General features: G+C 61.5%; 18 protein-coding genes, 2 tRNA genes and 1 riboswitch. Of the genes, 8 read left to right on the forward strand and 12 right to left on the reverse strand.

Translation table 11 applies throughout. The features are described from left to right. The first annotated feature begins 20 nt into the window (after positions 1 to 20). Positions 21 to 159: riboswitch (TPP riboswitch) on the forward strand. A gap of 87 nt (positions 160 to 246) precedes the next feature. The 7 genes from thiC to ACP7BS_RS07720 all read left to right on the forward strand — a co-directional run bounded on the left by thiC (position 247) and on the right by ACP7BS_RS07720 (position 7,406). Then, on the forward strand, positions 247 to 2,082 hold the full coding sequence (gene thiC / locus ACP7BS_RS07690) for a phosphomethylpyrimidine synthase ThiC (RefSeq protein ID WP_426237356.1): 1,836 nt from the start codon (positions 247 to 249) through the stop codon (positions 2,080 to 2,082). A 2-nt stretch (positions 2,083 to 2,084) separates the two neighbouring features. Next, positions 2,085 to 3,134, forward strand: a complete 1,050-nt coding sequence (gene thiO / locus ACP7BS_RS07695; RefSeq protein ID WP_426237358.1) for a glycine oxidase ThiO — start codon at positions 2,085 to 2,087, stop codon at positions 3,132 to 3,134. Further along, positions 3,131 to 3,328 carry a sulfur carrier protein ThiS gene (gene thiS, locus ACP7BS_RS07700; protein WP_426229155.1) on the forward strand — a complete coding sequence of 66 codons (198 nt, stop codon included), beginning with the start codon at positions 3,131 to 3,133 and terminating at the stop codon, positions 3,326 to 3,328. The genes thiO and thiS overlap by 4 nt, the downstream gene beginning before the upstream one ends. 2 nt (positions 3,329 to 3,330) lie before the next feature. After that, positions 3,331 to 4,104 carry a thiazole synthase gene (locus ACP7BS_RS07705; RefSeq protein ID WP_426237360.1) on the forward strand — a complete coding sequence of 258 codons (774 nt, stop codon included), beginning with the start codon at positions 3,331 to 3,333 and terminating at the stop codon, positions 4,102 to 4,104. Further along, on the forward strand, positions 4,101 to 4,706 hold the full coding sequence (locus ACP7BS_RS07710) for a thiamine phosphate synthase (RefSeq protein ID WP_426237362.1): 606 nt from the start codon (positions 4,101 to 4,103) through the stop codon (positions 4,704 to 4,706). Before ACP7BS_RS07705 ends, ACP7BS_RS07710 begins: the two co-directional genes overlap by 4 nt. A gap of 10 nt (positions 4,707 to 4,716) precedes the next feature. Beyond that, positions 4,717 to 5,445: a hydroxymethylpyrimidine/phosphomethylpyrimidine kinase gene (locus tag ACP7BS_RS07715; RefSeq protein ID WP_426237364.1), complete on the forward strand. Its 729-nt coding sequence runs from the start codon at positions 4,717 to 4,719 to the stop codon at positions 5,443 to 5,445. Positions 5,446 to 5,576: 131 nt separating this feature from the next. Then, entirely contained in the window at positions 5,577 to 7,406 is a 1,830-nt protein-coding gene (locus ACP7BS_RS07720; protein ID WP_426237366.1) for an ABC transporter ATP-binding protein/permease, read from the forward strand. Positions 7,407 to 7,480: 74 nt separating this feature from the next. On the opposite strand, the gene ACP7BS_RS07725 is transcribed toward ACP7BS_RS07720, so the two are convergent. The 12 genes from ACP7BS_RS07725 to ACP7BS_RS07780 all read right to left on the reverse strand — a co-directional run bounded on the left by ACP7BS_RS07725 (position 7,481) and on the right by ACP7BS_RS07780 (position 15,576). Then, positions 7,481 to 8,014, reverse strand: coding sequence for a DUF992 domain-containing protein (locus ACP7BS_RS07725; protein WP_426229160.1), 534 nt, complete (start codon positions 8,012 to 8,014; stop codon positions 7,481 to 7,483). 589 nt (positions 8,015 to 8,603) lie between these two features. After that, complete coding sequence (locus tag ACP7BS_RS07730; RefSeq protein WP_426237482.1) at positions 8,604 to 8,924, reverse strand: hypothetical protein; 321 nt, start codon at positions 8,922 to 8,924, stop codon at positions 8,604 to 8,606. A 476-nt stretch (positions 8,925 to 9,400) separates the two neighbouring features. Beyond that, positions 9,401 to 9,476, reverse strand: a tRNA-Phe gene (locus tag ACP7BS_RS07735). 186 nt (positions 9,477 to 9,662) lie between these two features. Continuing rightward, positions 9,663 to 9,869: a DNA gyrase inhibitor YacG gene (yacG, locus tag ACP7BS_RS07740; protein WP_426229161.1), complete on the reverse strand. Its 207-nt coding sequence runs from the start codon at positions 9,867 to 9,869 to the stop codon at positions 9,663 to 9,665. A 6-nt stretch (positions 9,870 to 9,875) separates the two neighbouring features. Further along, complete coding sequence (locus tag ACP7BS_RS07745) at positions 9,876 to 10,496, reverse strand: Maf-like protein (protein WP_426229162.1); 621 nt, start codon at positions 10,494 to 10,496, stop codon at positions 9,876 to 9,878. 48 nt (positions 10,497 to 10,544) lie between these two features. After that, the gene (gene infA, locus ACP7BS_RS07750) at positions 10,545 to 10,763 is read right to left on the reverse strand and encodes a translation initiation factor IF-1 (RefSeq protein ID WP_037105236.1); all 219 of its coding nucleotides are present in this window, start codon (positions 10,761 to 10,763) and stop codon (positions 10,545 to 10,547) included. 126 nt (positions 10,764 to 10,889) lie between these two features. Beyond that, positions 10,890 to 11,378, reverse strand: coding sequence for a low molecular weight phosphatase family protein (locus tag ACP7BS_RS07755; protein ID WP_426237368.1), 489 nt, complete (start codon positions 11,376 to 11,378; stop codon positions 10,890 to 10,892). Further along, a complete protein-coding gene (locus tag ACP7BS_RS07760) occupies positions 11,375 to 11,845 on the reverse strand; it encodes a UPF0262 family protein (RefSeq protein WP_426237370.1) in 471 nt (156 codons plus the stop codon). The genes ACP7BS_RS07755 and ACP7BS_RS07760 overlap by 4 nt, the downstream gene beginning before the upstream one ends. Continuing rightward, positions 11,842 to 13,146, reverse strand: a complete 1,305-nt coding sequence (hisD, locus tag ACP7BS_RS07765) for a histidinol dehydrogenase (protein ID WP_426237372.1) — start codon at positions 13,144 to 13,146, stop codon at positions 11,842 to 11,844. The genes ACP7BS_RS07760 and hisD overlap by 4 nt, the downstream gene beginning before the upstream one ends. 65 nt (positions 13,147 to 13,211) lie before the next feature. Continuing rightward, complete coding sequence (locus tag ACP7BS_RS07770) at positions 13,212 to 13,652, reverse strand: DUF2948 family protein (protein ID WP_426229166.1); 441 nt, start codon at positions 13,650 to 13,652, stop codon at positions 13,212 to 13,214. Between the two features lie 106 nt (positions 13,653 to 13,758). Beyond that, the gene (gene murA, locus ACP7BS_RS07775; protein WP_426237374.1) at positions 13,759 to 15,051 is read right to left on the reverse strand and encodes a UDP-N-acetylglucosamine 1-carboxyvinyltransferase; all 1,293 of its coding nucleotides are present in this window, start codon (positions 15,049 to 15,051) and stop codon (positions 13,759 to 13,761) included. Positions 15,052 to 15,312: 261 nt separating this feature from the next. Further along, positions 15,313 to 15,576 (reverse strand): hypothetical protein, encoded by a 264-nt coding sequence (locus tag ACP7BS_RS07780; protein ID WP_426237376.1) that lies wholly within the window; start codon positions 15,574 to 15,576, stop codon positions 15,313 to 15,315. Between the two features lie 158 nt (positions 15,577 to 15,734). On the opposite strand from ACP7BS_RS07780, the gene ACP7BS_RS07785 reads away from it, so the two are divergent. Then, positions 15,735 to 15,809 (forward strand) — tRNA-Thr (locus ACP7BS_RS07785).

The raw sequence follows: 15,809 nt of genomic DNA on the forward strand, positions 1-15,809 counted from the left end.
CAAAACTGTGGCTAGATCGGCGCATTCACCAGGGGGGTCCCGACAAGGGGCTGAGATTCTGCTGGCATGATCGGTGGCTTTGCCGCCCTCAAGCAGCGCAGTGACCCGTTGAACCTGATCCAGTTCATACTGGCGTAGGGACGGTGCAAGCGCTGTTGAGACTCGGATTCCGTTTGCGGATTCGCGTCGGCGTCTTTTCATCATTCCGGCTCTGATGACTGGGTCTCCAACTTTGGAGCCTCAACCATGACTATTGCCGCAAAAAACATCACACCCACAGTTACCACGGGCCCGTTGCCAGCCTCCCGCAAGGTGCATATTCCGGGCGAACTCTACCCGGATATCCGCGTGCCGATGCGCGAAATTTCCGTGCATCCCACCTCGGGCGAACCGCCCGTCACCGTTTACGATCCCTCCGGCCCCTACACGGATCCGGCGCACATCGTCTCGATCGACGCCGGTCTGTCCCGGCAGCGCCAGGCCTGGGCTACCGCGCGTGGCGATGTCGAGACCTATGACGGCCGCCACGTCAAACCCGAAGACAACGGCTTTGCCACCGGCGAACGGCTGACGCCGGAATTTCCCCACCGCAACCAGCCCCTGCGCGCCAAGAACGGCAAGGCTGTGACCCAAATCGCCTATGCCCGTGCCGGCATCATCACGCCGGAAATGGAATATATCGCCATCCGCGAAAACCTCGGCCGCAAACCGCCGAACGGAGCGCTGGTGCGCGACGGCGAGAATTTCGGCGCCAGCATTCCCGATCACGTGACGCCGGAATTCGTCCGCCAGGAAATTGCCCGTGGGCGAGCCGTCATCCCGGCCAATATCAACCACCCGGAATCCGAGCCGATGATCATCGGCCGGAATTTTCTGGTGAAGATCAATGCCAATATCGGCAATTCCGCCGTCACCTCGTCGATGGCCGAGGAAGTCGAAAAAATGGTCTGGGCGACGCGCTGGGGCGCCGATACCGTCATGGACCTATCGACCGGCCGCAACATCCACAATATCCGCGAGTGGATCATCCGCAATTCGCCGGTTCCGATTGGCACCGTGCCGCTCTATCAGGCGCTGGAAAAGGTCAATGGCATTGCCGAGGACCTGAACTGGGAGGTCTATCGCGATACGCTGATCGAGCAGGCCGAGCAGGGCGTCGACTATTTCACCATCCATGCCGGCGTGCGGCTCGCCTATATCCCGCTCACCGTCAACCGCGTCACCGGCATCGTTTCGCGCGGCGGCTCGATCATGGCCAAGTGGTGTCTTCATCACCACAAGGAAAGCTTCCTCTACGAGCATTTCGACGAAATCTGCGACATTGCGCGCGCCTATGACGTGACCTTCTCTCTGGGGGACGGCCTGCGACCCGGCTCGATCGCCGATGCCAATGACGCCGCGCAGTTTGCCGAACTCGAAACGCTCGGCGAACTCACGCAAATTGCCTGGGCCAAGGATTGCCAGGTGATGATCGAAGGCCCCGGCCATGTGCCGATGCACAAGATCAAGGAAAACATGGACAAGCAGCTGGAAGTCTGCGGCGAGGCACCTTTCTACACGCTTGGGCCGCTGACGACCGACATCGCCCCCGGCTACGACCACATCACGTCGGGCATCGGCGCTGCGATGATCGGCTGGTTCGGCACGGCGATGCTCTGCTATGTCACGCCGAAGGAGCATCTCGGCCTGCCCGACCGCAATGACGTCAAGGTCGGTGTCATCACCTACAAGATCGCCGCCCATGCTGCCGACCTTGCCAAGGGGCACCCGGCCGCCCAGCTGCGCGACGACGCCTTGTCGCGGGCCCGCTTCGAGTTTCGCTGGGAAGACCAGTTCAACCTGTCGCTCGATCCGGAAACGGCGCGCTCCTTCCATGACGAGACCCTGCCGAAGGAAGCCCATAAAGTCGCGCATTTCTGCTCGATGTGCGGGCCGAAATTCTGCTCGATGCGGATTTCCCACGACATCCGCGCCGAGGCGCAGAAGGAAGGGCTAGAGGCAATGGCGGCAAAGTTCCAGGCGGGCGGCTCGCTCTATATGCCGCTCGGCCCGGACGGCACCATTCCGCCAGCCGGAGAGTGACCATGCGCGTCCTGATCAGGGGGGCCGGCGTTGCCGGCCTCACGGTTGCTCATGAACTTGCGGGGAAAGGCATCGCGGTCGAGGTGACGGAGACGTCATCGCGGCCTGGCGGCGGCGCCTCCTGGTTTGCCGGCGGCATGCTGGCGCCCTGGTGCGAGCGCGAAAGCGCGCCTGAAACGGTGTTGACGCTGGGGCGCAAATCGGCTGACTGGTGGGAAGCGGCACTGCCCGGCCACGTTGTCCGCAAGGGCACGCTGGTCGTCGCGCCGCCGCGCGATACTGCGGAGCTCAACCGTTTCGCAGCCCGGACATCAAACTTTGGCTGGCTGGACGGCGAGGAGACCGGGGCTTTGGAGCCGGACCTCGCCGGCCGGTTTCGCAAGGCGCTTTTCTTCCGTAACGAAGCCCATCTCGATCCCAGGCGCGCGATAACCGGCCTTTCCGGCAGGCTGGCGGCAATGGGCGTGGTCTTCCATTTCGGCGCTGCCCCGGATTTTCCGGGAGCCGGGTTCGACCATATCGTCGATTGCACCGGGGCAAGCAGCATCGGTCAGACGGTGGACCTGCGCGGCGTGCGGGGGGAAATGCTGATGCTGGAGACGCCGGACGTGACGCTCTTACGCCCCGTCCGCCTGCTGCATCCACGCATTCCGCTCTATATCGTGCCGCGCGGCGACGGCCGCTTCATGGTTGGCGCGACGATGATCGAAAGCGATGATCGCGGCCCGATCAGCGCCCGCTCGCTGATGGAGCTGCTCAACGCTGCCTATGCGCTTCACCCGGCCTTCGGCGAGGCGCGCGTGGTCGAAACCGGCGCCGGGGTTCGCCCGAGCTATCCCGACAATCTGCCGCGGTTTTCGGCTGATGGCGGCATCATTCGCATAAACGGAATGTACCGGCATGGGTTTCTGCTGGCCCCATCCGTCGCGCAGGACGTTGCGGCGCACATCGTCTCCTCTTCGAAAACGAACGCCGCAAGACCGGCCAACTCTTTTGATCCGATTCTTGTGAACCCTCGCAGATATGAAAACCCGATTGGAGCAAGCCGATGAAACTGACAATCAACGGTGAGGATCATCAAACCGACATTTCCGTTCTGTCCGAGCTTCTGACCTCGCTCGAATACGAAGGCGACTGGCTGGCAACGGCCGTCAATGGCGAGCTGGTGCACCGCGAAGAGCGGCGCGATTTTGTACTGTGCGATCGCGACCGCGTCGAGATTCTGTCGCCGATGCAGGGAGGCTGATGATGCTGACACTCTACGGAACCTCCGTTTCCTCGCGGCTGCTGCTCGGCACGGCGCGCTATCCCTCGCCCGCTATCCTGGCCGATGCGGTCCGCACCTCGAAAACCGATATCGTCACCGTGTCGCTGCGCCGGGAGACCGCAGGCAGCCGCACCGGCGGCGCGTTCTTCGAACTGATCCGTGCGCTGGGCGTCCGGGTCCTGCCCAATACCGCCGGCTGCCACACCGTCTCGGAAGCGGTGCTGACCGCGAAGATGGCGCGTGAAGTCTTTGCTACCGACTGGATCAAGATCGAGGTGATCGGCAACCACGACACCCTGCAGCCGGACGTCTTTGCACTTGTCGAGGCGGCGCGCATCCTGAACGGCGAAGGTTTCAAAGTCTTCCCCTACACCACCGATGATCTCGTCGTGGCGGAACGGCTGCTCGAAGCGGGCTGTGAGGTGCTGATGCCCTGGTGTGCCCCCATCGGCTCGGCCATGGGTCCGGTCAATCTGCCGGCGTTGCGCAGCATGCGGGCAAGTTTTCCGGATGTTCCGTTGATCATCGATGCCGGGATCGGGCGGCCATCGCATGCCGCCACCGTCATGGAACTCGGCTTTGATGCCGTTCTGCTGAATACCGCCGTTGCAGGCGCAGGTGACCCGGCCGCCATGGCCGCAGCTTTCACCGGCGCCATAGAGGCGGGTCGCACGGCATTTCAGGCCGGAATGCTCGAACCGCGCGACATGGCGGTGCCATCCACGCCGGTCATCGGCAAGGCGGTGTTTTCATGAAGCTCGATCCCTTCTACCTGATCGTCGATAGCGCCGAGTGGATCGAGCGTCTTGTACCGATCGGCGTCAAGCTGGTGCAGTTGCGGATGAAGGACAGCACCGATGCCAAACTGCGCACTGCCATTCGCCGCGCAAAAGCGATCTGCGCGGCGCATGATTGCCAGCTGATCGTCAACGACTACTGGCAAATGGCAATCGCGGAAGGCTGCGATTTCGTCCATCTCGGCCAGGAAGATCTGGTCACCGCAGATATTGCCGCCATCCGCGCCGCCGGGCTCAAGCTCGGGCTTTCGACCCATGACGAGGCGGAGCTTGCCATCGCGCTTGCTGCTAAGCCCGATTACGTGGCGCTCGGGCCGGTCTGGCCGACCATCCTGAAGGAGATGAAATGGGCGCCGCAGGGGCTGGAAAAGCTGCGCGAGTGGAAGACGCGCATCGGCTCGCTGCCGCTGGTGGCAATCGGCGGTCTGAATATCGACCGGATCGGTAGCGTCCTTGCCCATGGCGCCGATAGCGCTGCCGTCGTCACCGATATAACCCTCAATATCGATCCGGAAGCACGCGTGCGGGAATGGATCGAGCGTACGGCGGGCTTCCGATGAGCGCAGCACGATGAACCTCATGCCGCACGTGCTTGCCGTTGCAGGTTCGGATTCCTCCGGCGGTGCCGGGATCGTCCGCGATATCGAGACGCTGGCGGCCTTCGGCGTCAAGGCTTCGGTGGCGATCACCGCCGTCACCGTCCAGACACATCTTGGCGTCGAACATGCCGATCCCGTGGCACCGGACCGTGTGGCGCAGCAGATGCGCGCGGCGCTGTCCGCCAATCCGATTGCGGCGATCAAGATCGGCATGCTGGCGACATCGGCGACGATTTTCGCCGTTGCAGCGGTACTTGCAGATCATCCCGGCATCCCCGTGGTGCTCGATCCCGTTCTGGTCTCGACGTCCGGCCGCGCCCTGTTGGCCCCGGACGCGACGGTTCCCCTGCTCGAACTGGTTTCTTCGTGCACGCTTGTCACGCCCAATCTGCCGGAGCTTTCGGTGCTGGCAGCATCGCCGGGCAGCGTTTCCAGTCAGGCCCGCAGCCTTTTGACGGCAGGGGCAAGGGCGGTTTTGGTCAAGGGCGGGCACGGCGATGGGGTGGAATCCACCGACATTCTGTTTCGGGTCGGCCATGCCGATCAATCCTTCGCCTCCCCTCGCCTTGCCGCCACGATGCGCGGCACCGGCTGCATGCTGGCCAGTGCGATTGCCGCGCGCTTGGCCTCCGGCGACCCGCTTTCCACGTCCGTTGCCAAAGCCAAGGCTTTCGTGCACGGCAAGCTCCGCCAAACGTGAACAGCAATCTCGCCGCCAATTTGCGATGATGGCCGCCAGTTGAACCCGTTGGACTGCCTCGCTCCATGCTCCCCTGCTAATCTTTCTTAGGGGTAGCGCTTCGGACGCGCTATACTTCGGAGGTGAAGACCGTGGTGAAGAGATTCGCGCCGATGCCGCATGACATGAATGGTAAGAGTAACCAGCCCGTAGAGACAGACGACGAGCAGCCTTTTTTTGATCAGCTCCGCATGATGCAGCGGGCTTTTGTCGCCTCGCCGGTCCGAAAAACCATCACGTGGCTCGCGATCGGGATCATCATCATCATATTGGCGACTGCGGCCGGACAGATCCTGCTGAACCGATGGTACAAGCCGTTCTACGACACGCTGGAGCGGCGCGATCTCGCGGCGTTTCTCAGGCAGTTCATAACTTTCGGCCAGATCGCCGGCACGCTTTTGGTCCTCAATGTGCTGCAAACCTGGCTTAATCAATGGATCCGAATCAAACTGAGGGAAGGCCTGACGCTCGATCTGATCGGCGAGTGGATGAAGCCCGCGCGGGCCTTTCGCCTTGCCAATGCCGGTTCCATCGGCATCAATCCCGACCAGCGCGTGCATGAGGATGCCCGCCATCTCGCCGACCTGACGGCAGGACTCACTATTGGGCTGTTCCAGTCGGGTATTCTGCTTGCCAGTTTCGTCGGCGTTCTATGGTCGCTGTCGGCCGGTTTCATCTTTCATGTCGGCGGCTACGATCTCAACATTCCCGGCTACATGGTCTGGGCAGCCTTTCTTTATGCCGGAACCGCTGCTGCCGTGAGCTGGTTCGTCGGCCGCCCCCTCGTCAAGATCAACGGCGACCACTATGCGCGCGAGGCCGCCCTGCGCTTCTCGCTGATGCGGGTCAATGAACATATAGAGGCGGTTTCCCTGTCTTCCGGCGAAGGCAATGAAAAGCGCCGCCTGCAGCGCGATCTCGCCTCGGTTCTGGAAATCAGCAACAAGCTGATGATGGCTCTGACTCGGCTGACATGGGTCACCTCCGGCTATGGCTGGCTGACGGTCGTTGCCCCCATCGTCATCGCAGCCCCGGTCTATTTCAACGGCGACCTGAGTTTCGGCGGCCTGATGATGGCCGTGGGCGCCTTCAATCAGGTGAATACGTCGTTGCGCTGGTTTGTCGACAATATCGACAGCATCGCCGACTGGCGCGCGACGCTGCTACGCGTTGCCGCCTTCCGGTCTGCGATCCTGATGACCGACGAACGGCACGAAAACGACAAGCGCATCGAATTTGCCAAGGCTGAGGGCGACCGCCTGACCATCGACCGGCTGGAAATCGCCCTGCCGTCCGGTTGCATCAAGCTCGCCGATCAGCATGTGGAAATCCGGACGGGCGACCGCGTTCTGGTGACCAGCGAATCGGATGTGGAAAAGGCGCCGTTCTTCCGGTCTCTGGCCGGTCTTTGGCCCTGGGGACATGGGCGGATTGCCCTACCCGAAGGCGTGGACATCGCCTTTGTGCCGCGCACGCCCTATTTCCCGCCGGGAACGCTGGAAGAAGTCCTCAGTTATCCTGAAAATCCAGGGCGGTTCAACAAGGCCGACTTGGTGTCGGTTTTGTCCAGGGTCGGTCTGAGCAAGTTGCAAAACAGCTTTGATCAGGACATGCGAACAAGGTTGAAGCTGAACGAAGTCGAGATCAGGCTGCTGGCCATTGCGCGGCTTGGACTGCACAAACCGGGCTGGATCATCATTGACGAGGCGCTCGACACGCTGGATCGCGATGCCTACCAGCAGGTTCTGACTTTCATGGAGCAGGAACTGGGCAATGCGGCTATCGTGAATATCGGCAGGGTGGCTTCCGGTAACCGCTTCTTTACACGCGTCCTGCAGCTGCAGAGCAGTCCGGCCGGCAAGGCCATCCGCTTGCTCCGGCCCAAAAGCCTTCGCACGGACAATCCCGAACTGGCGGATTAAACGGACGCGGCGAGTCGATGAAAACGGCTTGTCGCCTTTCCCCTCCGGCACGCGAAGGGGAAAGGCTGGACGATTCAGTTGACGGCTGTCAGCGTCACCGACGTGCCGCCCGCAGCCAGATTGAGGCCGAGCTGGCCGGTCACGCTGATCGTCTGCAGGTGGATGGAGCCGGAGGTGCCGCCGACCAGGATGTTTGCACCGACGCCGGCACCGACCGTGGCTTCAACACTTGCGCCCTGATAAAGACCGCTGAGCGATCCGCGATGGTAACCTGCCGTCGGTGCCAGCACCGCCCAGACGAGTTTGCTGCGCGTCGTGAAGCCGAGGTCAACGCCCATCTTTCTGACGGCGCCGGTATAGTGATCTGTGCGTTCGTTCCCGACCGAGGAATGGAAGGTGCAATCAATTTCCTTGGCCGAGCCAAGAACGTAACCGGCGCCACCGCCGACCTCGCATTCGAGATAGCCGATCTTCACACCGCCGCGCACATCGCTCTCTTCATAGCTTGGAGCCGGCGCGCCGTTTGCCAGATCGGCAGCCTGTGCGGCAAGTGTGCCCGTCAGAGCCAGGGTCGCGGTGGTGAGCGCCAAAGCGAGGGTTTTGTTCATCATTTTTCCTTCTCAAACCGGGGCCGCATTCCGCACGCGGCCATTCAGCCGATAGATTTACAACAGTCATCGAATGCAGCGATCCCACATGGGGAATTGAACGCAAGACAAGCCAGGATCGGTTGCAGATGACAGACACTCAACTGTTCACCTGTTATTAGGACATTTCAAAGGCAGCCCAGCCACTCCGCCGATGCACCCACAACATGCTGATTGCCCGTCACCGAAATCACACAGAATCGGGCTTCTTCCCGTGAACCGGGGATGGCTACGATCAAGGGGAAGCTCTCGCGGCGGGAAACCGCTCAGTCGCCTGCAGAGCGAAATCTCTGACTGCCAATGGCAAGTTTCCGCATGTGAACAATGAGGAGGCTGTTGAGAGCAGACCGCACGGGAATACCAACAGGCATCATGGCTGCGGAAAAGACCACAGCGCCGCCGAACGGCGAGGGCCTGGAGAAACCGGCTATTGGCCGGATAGCGCCGGTCCGTCCGCGGTTTACAGGCACCGTGCCGCTTCCAAACCGGTGACGAAACGCACACCCCGCCACCGCGTGTGGTGACGGGGTAGATGGTGGCTTCGGAACTCTTATTCCTCGATCGTGTATTCGCCCAGCTCGCAGAGATCCTGCGTGTCGGTCGTGACGTCGAGATCATCGCCCTGGAATTCGAACCGCATGTCGTACTTGCAGACGTCGCGTCCGTCGCCAATGGTGATTTCCATGGTTTCGCCCGGGCCAAGCGCCTGACGACCAAAGATATCATCTTCCCACTTATCGACGCCAACAGGCGAAGCATGGAAATTGTTGAGTACCGATTTCGTGCCGTTCTTCAGCGTGAAGACGAGATCTTCCGCATAGGAGACACTGGCCGTCAACAAAACCGCTGCGGCGGCAACGGCGATTTTCATTCTCTGCATTTTCTGCTCCATAAAGCCCAAGCGGCTTCTGACTTTAGAGCGCTCCAAAAATGAATACGGCATGAATGAGGCAAGTGTAATTCAAGCCACGCTTACGCAAGCCGTCAGCGTCACATCTGTCCGCGTTCCCCCGCGTCCTTTGCATTCGCACGGCGCCAATCGCAGTATAAACTATTGTTTTCAAATCATAATTTTATAGCAGTCGTCACGCCGACGAAACGCCGGATACACCATGGCCAGCGGATTACGCTCTGATCCCGTCCGCAATAGTCAGGTCCACCGGCAGATATGACAAAAACACCACCAAATATGGAGCACGCTGCCCGCCACTTGGCCGGATTTTCGCGGCCATGCGCGGATCGTAGCCGCGATGTCCGGCAGGCAACGCATGGACTGAACCCAGATCGCCATGCAATACGCCGTTCGTACGGCTGCATGATAAAAAGTAGTTTTGAAGACCAAATTAATGGTGCCCGGAGGCGGATTTGAACCACCGACACGCGGATTTTCAATCCGCTGCTCTACCAACTGAGCTATCCGGGCATCCTTGCCTTGCGGCGATGGTTCCGCTTTGGGAACCGTGGGGCGTTGGTTGCGCCCCGGAAGCGAGCGGGGTTATAACATCTTGTTCGGCGGTGTCCAGCACCAAATGACGTTTTTTCGACAGGAAAATGTCATTTGGTGCAAATACCTGAAAAACAACGGATATCCCGCAAAATTTAGCCGGTCTCAGTCCTCACCGTCGGCTTTCGATTCATCATCTGCCACCGGAATCGCGTAGGAACCGGTCAGCCATCTGTTGAGATCGACATTGCGGCAACGGTCCGAACAGAAAGGGTAATGTTCGCGGTGCGACGGGCGTTTGCACTCGGGGCAGGTCACTGTCTTGCGCAGCGGCGCCACGTTGGAGGCGCTCTTGGTTTCGTCTGAGCTCATGGCCTTTTAGCCCTTCATCCAGCTGTCATGCACGTCGTAACCCTCGCCTGAAAGCAGGCTGACGGTCTCATAGAGCGGCAAGCCGACGACATTGGTGTAGGAACCCACCAGTTTGACGACAAAGCTGCCGGCGATGCCCTGGATGCCGTAGGCACCCGCCTTGCCGCGCCACTGGCCCGAAGCAAGATAGCTGTCGATGTCGTGACTGGAAAGACGCTTGAACCGGACCTTGGTGTCGATGACCTTCTGGCGCACCGTCTTGTCCGGCGTGATCAGGCAGATACCGGTATAGACGCGGTGGCTGCGGCCGGACAGAAGATGCAGCGCGCTTGAAGCTTCGCTGACCAGTTCAGGCTTGGGCAGAATGCGGCGGCCGACGGAAACGACGGTATCGGCGGCAAGGATATAGCTTCCCTCCCAGCCGTGTTCGCCCTTGATGGCGGCCAGTGCCGCTCTCGCCTTTTCGGCAGACAGCCGCCAAGCGAGCGAGCGCGGATGCTCGGTGCGCTTCGGCGTCTCGTCGAGATCCATCGGCATCAGGCGCGCAGGCTCGATACCCGCCTGTGCGAGCAGTTCGACGCGCCGCGGCGAACCGGAGGCCAGGATCAGCTTATGTGTCAATGCCATCGCAACAGCGCCATCGATCTCGAGTTTGCGGCGCGCACGCCGCCGCGCTTACTTGAAGCGGTAGGTGATACGGCCCTTGGTCAGGTCGTAGGGCGTCATTTCGACAAGCACCTTGTCGCCGGCGAGAACGCGGATGCGGTTCTTGCGCATGCGGCCAGCCGTATGGGCAATGATTTCATGCTGATTTTCGAGCTGGACGCGGAACGTTGCATTGGGCAGCAATTCGGTAACGACGCCCGGGAATTCGAGGACTTCTTCTTTCGCCATGTAGGGTATTTCTTTCTGTGCTTCGATAGAGGCGCTTCTCGCACCTTTTAAAAATTTGGCGGAAACTACACAATCGCCGCTGTTTTGTGAACAGCAGCGAGCTCATTTTCCGGTTTTGCATGTGCCCTATGCCATCTTGTCCGGCATTTGTCCAAGCAAACGATGCTTGAGCAGACTGGCAATGTGATTTCTGACCTCGCGATAGGCCGAAACGATCTGTTCGCGCGTGCCGGTCGCGACTGTCGGGTCAGGTGTCGGCCAGTAGACCACGTCGATCGCCATCGACCGCGTCAGTTCCAGCGCCGCATGATGCGCCTCTGGCGCCAGCGTGACGATCAGGTCGAAATAATCGTCTTCCAGTTCATCCAGCGTATGCGGCTGATGCCGCCCGGCGGTCAGACCGATCTCTTCCAGCACCACATCGACGAAAGGGTCGCGCTCGCCTGGCCGGACACCGGCCGAAGCGACATAGGTGCCCGGTGGCAGCATCGCCCTTGCCAGAACCTCCGCCATCGGCGAACGGATCGCGTTCATCCCGCACATGAACAGCACCGACCCCGGCGATTTCGCGCTCCGCTGCGGTTCGTTGGGGGAAGCAGCGACCGTCACCGTCATCCCCGCCAGTAGAGCACGCACACCAGCGTGAACAGACGCCGCGCCGTATCGAAATCGAGCTTAATCTTACCCGACAGCCTGTCCATCAGGGTCTGCGAGCCCTCATTGTGAATGCCGCGCCGCCCCATGTCGATCGCCTCGATCTGGCTTGGGGTCGAGAAACGGATGGCCTCGTAGTAGCTTTCGCAGATCAGGAAGTAATCCTTAACGATCCGCCGGAACGGCGTCAGCGACAGGATATGGGTGGCAACCCCGGCATCGGTCTCGGTGGTGATGGCAAAGACAAGCTTGGAATCGACCAGCGACAGCTTGAGCCGGTAGGGGCCGCCGATGTGGCCGGCGGGCTCGAAAAAATTCTCCTCGATCAGATCGAAGATCGCCACCGCCCGTTCGTGCTCGACATCGGGTGTCGAGCGGCCGATGGTCTCATCCAGCACGACATCGCAGAGACGGTGGCTGGATGTCATCCCTCGCCCCCGAGATTGAGGCGGATTGCAACCGAGCGCGCATGGGCTTCAAGGCCTTCGGACCTGGCAAGCGCGATGGCCGCCGGTCCGAGATCGCGCAGCTGGTCGGCGCCGAGGCGCAGGATCGAGGTGCGTTTCATATAGTCGAGCACGCCGAGGCCCGACGAGAACCGCGCCGAGCGTGCCGTCGGCAGCACATGGTTGGAGCCGCCGACATAATCGCCGATCACTTCCGGCGTGTGGCGGCCGACGAAAATGGCGCCGGCATTGCGGATCTTCGGGATCATCGCATCGGCATCGGCAAGAGCGAGCTCCAGATGCTCGGCGGCGATGCGGTTGGCGAGCGGCACCGCCACGTCAAAATCAGGCACCAGGATAATAGCGCCAAAATCGCGCCAGCTGGCGCTGGCCGTTTCCGCCCGGGGAAGCGTGCGCAGCTGACGCTCGACTGCGGCCTCGACCGCAGCGGCAAAGGCCGCGTCGTCGGTAATCAGGATCGACTGCGCGCCGACATCGTGCTCGGCCTGGGCGAGGAGATCGGCGGCGATCCAGTCCGGATCGTTGTCGCGATCGGCGATGACCAACACCTCCGAAGGCCCCGCGATCATGTCGATGCCAACGGTGCCGAAGACCTGGCGCTTGGCGGCGGCGACATAGGCATTGCCCGGCCCCATGATCTTGGCAACCGGCGCGATCGACGCCGTGCCATAGGCAAGGGCCGCGATCGCCTGGGCGCCGCCGATGCGGTAGATTTCCTCGACGCCGGCCATGCGCGCGGCGGCCAGAACCGCCGGATTGATGACGCCGCCATTGGCTGGAACCACCATGACGATGCGCTCGACGCCGGCAACCTTGGCCGGCAGCGCGTTCATCAGTACCGAGCTAGGATAGCTCGCCGTGCCACCCGGCACATAGAGACCGACGGCATCGATCGCCGTCCAGCGCGAGCCGAGACCGACGCCCATCGAATCCTCGTAGATATCGTCCTTCGGCCGCTGGCGGGTGTGATGCGCCTCGATGCGCACTGCAGCGACCTTGAGCGCGCCCAGCACCTCGGACGGCACGGCATTGATCGCCGCGTCGATCTCGCCGGCCGTCACGGCCATGCCGGTCACGGCGAAATCGAGCCCGTCGAACTTCTTGGTATATTCGGCAAGCGCCGCGTCACCGCGCAGGCGCACATCGTCGATGATCGTCTTGACCACCGCATTGACGTCTTCGGACACTTCCCGCTTGGTCGTCAGAAAGGCTGCAAACTCGGCTTCGAAGCCGGGGGTCAGATAGTCGAGACGGAGAGCCAATGAAAACGTCCTTATGGGTGGTCGGCGGAGATGCACGGCCTTTCGAGGCCAGCGCGATCAGGATATCAGGCGCCGGCGGGATGGCGCGGCTTGAAACCGGTTTCCCATGCGCCGCCGGTATCTGCAAGCTGAACCTCGATACATTCCACATCGAGCATGATCGAGGCTTCGCCGGACAGGATGAACTCGACAGTTCCATCCGGGCCTTCGCCGTTCGGTTCAAACTGGATGGCCAGCAGCGACAGCACTGTCTCGTCGTCCTTGCGGTCGAAACCGATCGAGCGGACGGCGGTTACGCGCTTGAAGGCGAGCAGGCTGCGGCGGCGCTCGAAAGACTTGCCGCGGCCTTCGGCGGTTTCCCAGACGAAGCGGTTGATCACCAGCGACAGCTGTTGCAAGCGCGGTGCGTAATCCAGTCCGGAAACCTTGAAGACCGCGTCCTGCACATGGGCGGACACGATCTCCAGATCTTCAGGGTCCAGCCCCATCAGCTTCAAAGCATCCATGCCATTCATCCCTTGCCTGCGCAGCCGGTGGCTGCCCTCATCATCACACAGGACATAGGACGCCGGCATCGAATCCGCAACTACCGGCCGGATGCGACGCGCTGGATCAGTCGCTGACGCGTTCCACCTGGGCGCCGCAATTGTTGAGCTTTTCTTCCAGGCGCTCGAAACCGCGATCGAGGTGATAGACGCGCGACACCATCGTCTCGCCTTCCGCCACCAGACCGGCGATCACCAGCGATACGGAGGCGCGCAGGTCGGTTGCCATGACCGGTGCACCCTTCAGGCGCTCGACGCCCTCGATCTTTGCCGTCTGGCCAGACAGCGTGATCTTGGCGCCGAGGCGGGCCAATTCCTGCACGTGCATGAAGCGGTTTTCAAAGATCGTCTCGGTGATGTGCGACGTGCCGGATGCCTTGGTCATCAGGCCCATGAACTGTGCCTGCAGGTCGGTCGGGAAGCCTGGGAAAGGATCCGTCACCACATCCACCGGCTTGATGCCGCCGCCGTTGCGCACGACGCGAAGGCCGCTTTCGGTTTCGGTGATTTCGGCGCCGGCGCGACGGATGGCTTCGATCGCCGTATCAAGCAGCTTGGCATTGGTGCCTTCGAGCACGACGTCGCCGCCGGTCATGGCAACGGCCATGGCATAGGTGCCGGTCTCGATCCGGTCGGGCAGGACGCGGTGGCGTGCGCCTGAAAGGGACGTGACGCCTTCGATGGTGATCGTCGAGGTGCCGGCACCGCTAACCTTGGCGCCCATGGCATTGAGGCAATTGGCGAGATCGACGACTTCCGGCTCGCGCGCGGCATTGCCGATCACCGACGTGCCGTTGGCGAGCGTCGCCGCCATCATCATCACATGGGTGGCGCCAACCGAAACCTTCGGAAAGACATAACGCGCGCCGACCAGGCCGCCCTTCGGCGCCGTCGCATTGATATAGCCGCTATCGATCTCGATATTGGCGCCGAGCGCCGTCAGGCCCTCGATGAACAGATCGACCGGCCGCGTGCCGATGGCGCAGCCGCCCGGCAGCGAAACGCGGGCCTTGCCTTCGCGGGCGAGAAGCGGCGCGATGACCCAGAAGCTGGCGCGCATCTTCGAGACCAGCTCGTAAGGCGCGGTCGTATCGACGATGTTGCGCGAGGTAAAATGAATGGTACGCGAATATCCTTCGCCCTGGCGCTCGCGGCGGCCATTGACGGAAATGTCGGCGCCATGATTGCCCAGGATGCGGATCAGCTGCTCGACATCGGCCAGATGCGGTACGTTTTCGAGCGTCAGCGTGTCATCGGTCAAAAGCGACGCGATCATGAGCGGCAGCGCTGCATTCTTGGCGCCGGAAATCGGGATGATGCCGCGCAACTCGTTGCCGCCAATAATTCTGATGCGATCCATAGGGTACCTTACGGGCGCCGCCCGCCTTTCCTGATAGTCCGAACTTTAAGAGATTGGCGCCTCCATAAAGGATGCGCCGTGAAATGAGAAGCAAATTGAACCGATGCCGAATGCGCATCCACGTGGATGCAGCAACAACATGGATAGTGACTGGGCTCGTCCCGATATTTCATCCGATCAGCCGAGGCATCAAGCTTGCGGGAATGACATTGCCGACCATCGTGACCCGCCCCCGGATCCGGTCGATGGTGTTGGCGCAGTTTATTCCGCAGATTCGTCCGTTTTTGCGGCAGGCAGGCCAGATGTTTCATCGGCGGCACCGGCACGCCGCGCCCGTCCCTGTTGCTTGCGCCGCAAAAGATTGTCGCGCAGCGTCTTCGCCGCCCGCTCGCGGCGCGCCTCGGCCTGCCGCTCGGCCTCGTGCCCCGGTTCGAGATGCCCCGGCTCGAGATGGCCCGGTTCGAGCTTGCCAACCGCAGCAGGGGTTACAGCATCTTTGCGTGTCTTATCTTTGTTATCTTGCATGACCGCTCAGATACCGCAAAACCAAGCGCTCCGGAAGGGTGCCAGGTTTTTCGCGTGCGCCATCCGATGAAAACTTCGATTTGCGGCTTGCGCTCCGCAACAAGCTATGGCAATAGGCCCTCGCTCGCGCCGGACAAACACTGATCCGACCGCACGATGCTGCTATAGCTCAGGGGTAGAGCACTCCCTTGGTAAGGGAGAGGCCGAGAGTTCAAATCTCTCTAGCAGCACCA

This window comes from Pararhizobium sp. DWP1-1-3 (genome assembly GCF_049896125.1).
Lineage (GTDB): Bacteria > Pseudomonadota > Alphaproteobacteria > Rhizobiales > Rhizobiaceae > Pararhizobium.

What these genes read in the sequence shown, in the direction of transcription:
- thiC (WP_426237356.1), top strand. Translation starts at nt 247, where the DNA reads ATGACTATTGCCGCAAAAAACATCACACCCACAGTTACCACGGGCCCG.
- thiO (WP_426237358.1), top strand. Translation starts at nt 2,085, where the DNA reads ATGCGCGTCCTGATCAGGGGGGCCGGCGTTGCCGGCCTCACGGTTGCT.
- thiS (WP_426229155.1), top strand. Translation starts at nt 3,131, where the DNA reads ATGAAACTGACAATCAACGGTGAGGATCATCAAACCGACATTTCCGTT.
- ACP7BS_RS07705 (WP_426237360.1), top strand. Translation starts at nt 3,331, where the DNA reads ATGCTGACACTCTACGGAACCTCCGTTTCCTCGCGGCTGCTGCTCGGC.
- ACP7BS_RS07710 (WP_426237362.1), top strand. Translation starts at nt 4,101, where the DNA reads ATGAAGCTCGATCCCTTCTACCTGATCGTCGATAGCGCCGAGTGGATC.
- ACP7BS_RS07715 (WP_426237364.1), top strand. Translation starts at nt 4,717, where the DNA reads ATGAACCTCATGCCGCACGTGCTTGCCGTTGCAGGTTCGGATTCCTCC.
- ACP7BS_RS07725 (WP_426229160.1), bottom strand. Translation starts at nt 8,014, where the DNA reads ATGAACAAAACCCTCGCTTTGGCGCTCACCACCGCGACCCTGGCTCTG.
- ACP7BS_RS07730 (WP_426237482.1), bottom strand. Translation starts at nt 8,924, where the DNA reads ATGAAAATCGCCGTTGCCGCCGCAGCGGTTTTGTTGACGGCCAGTGTC.
- yacG (WP_426229161.1), bottom strand. Translation starts at nt 9,869, where the DNA reads ATGAGCTCAGACGAAACCAAGAGCGCCTCCAACGTGGCGCCGCTGCGC.
- ACP7BS_RS07745 (WP_426229162.1), bottom strand. Translation starts at nt 10,496, where the DNA reads ATGGCATTGACACATAAGCTGATCCTGGCCTCCGGTTCGCCGCGGCGC.
- infA (WP_037105236.1), bottom strand. Translation starts at nt 10,763, where the DNA reads ATGGCGAAAGAAGAAGTCCTCGAATTCCCGGGCGTCGTTACCGAATTG.
- ACP7BS_RS07755 (WP_426237368.1), bottom strand. Translation starts at nt 11,378, where the DNA reads ATGACGGTGACGGTCGCTGCTTCCCCCAACGAACCGCAGCGGAGCGCG.
- ACP7BS_RS07760 (WP_426237370.1), bottom strand. Translation starts at nt 11,845, where the DNA reads ATGACATCCAGCCACCGTCTCTGCGATGTCGTGCTGGATGAGACCATC.
- ACP7BS_RS07770 (WP_426229166.1), bottom strand. Translation starts at nt 13,652, where the DNA reads ATGGATGCTTTGAAGCTGATGGGGCTGGACCCTGAAGATCTGGAGATC.
- murA (WP_426237374.1), bottom strand. Translation starts at nt 15,051, where the DNA reads ATGGATCGCATCAGAATTATTGGCGGCAACGAGTTGCGCGGCATCATC.
- ACP7BS_RS07780 (WP_426237376.1), bottom strand. Translation starts at nt 15,576, where the DNA reads ATGCAAGATAACAAAGATAAGACACGCAAAGATGCTGTAACCCCTGCT.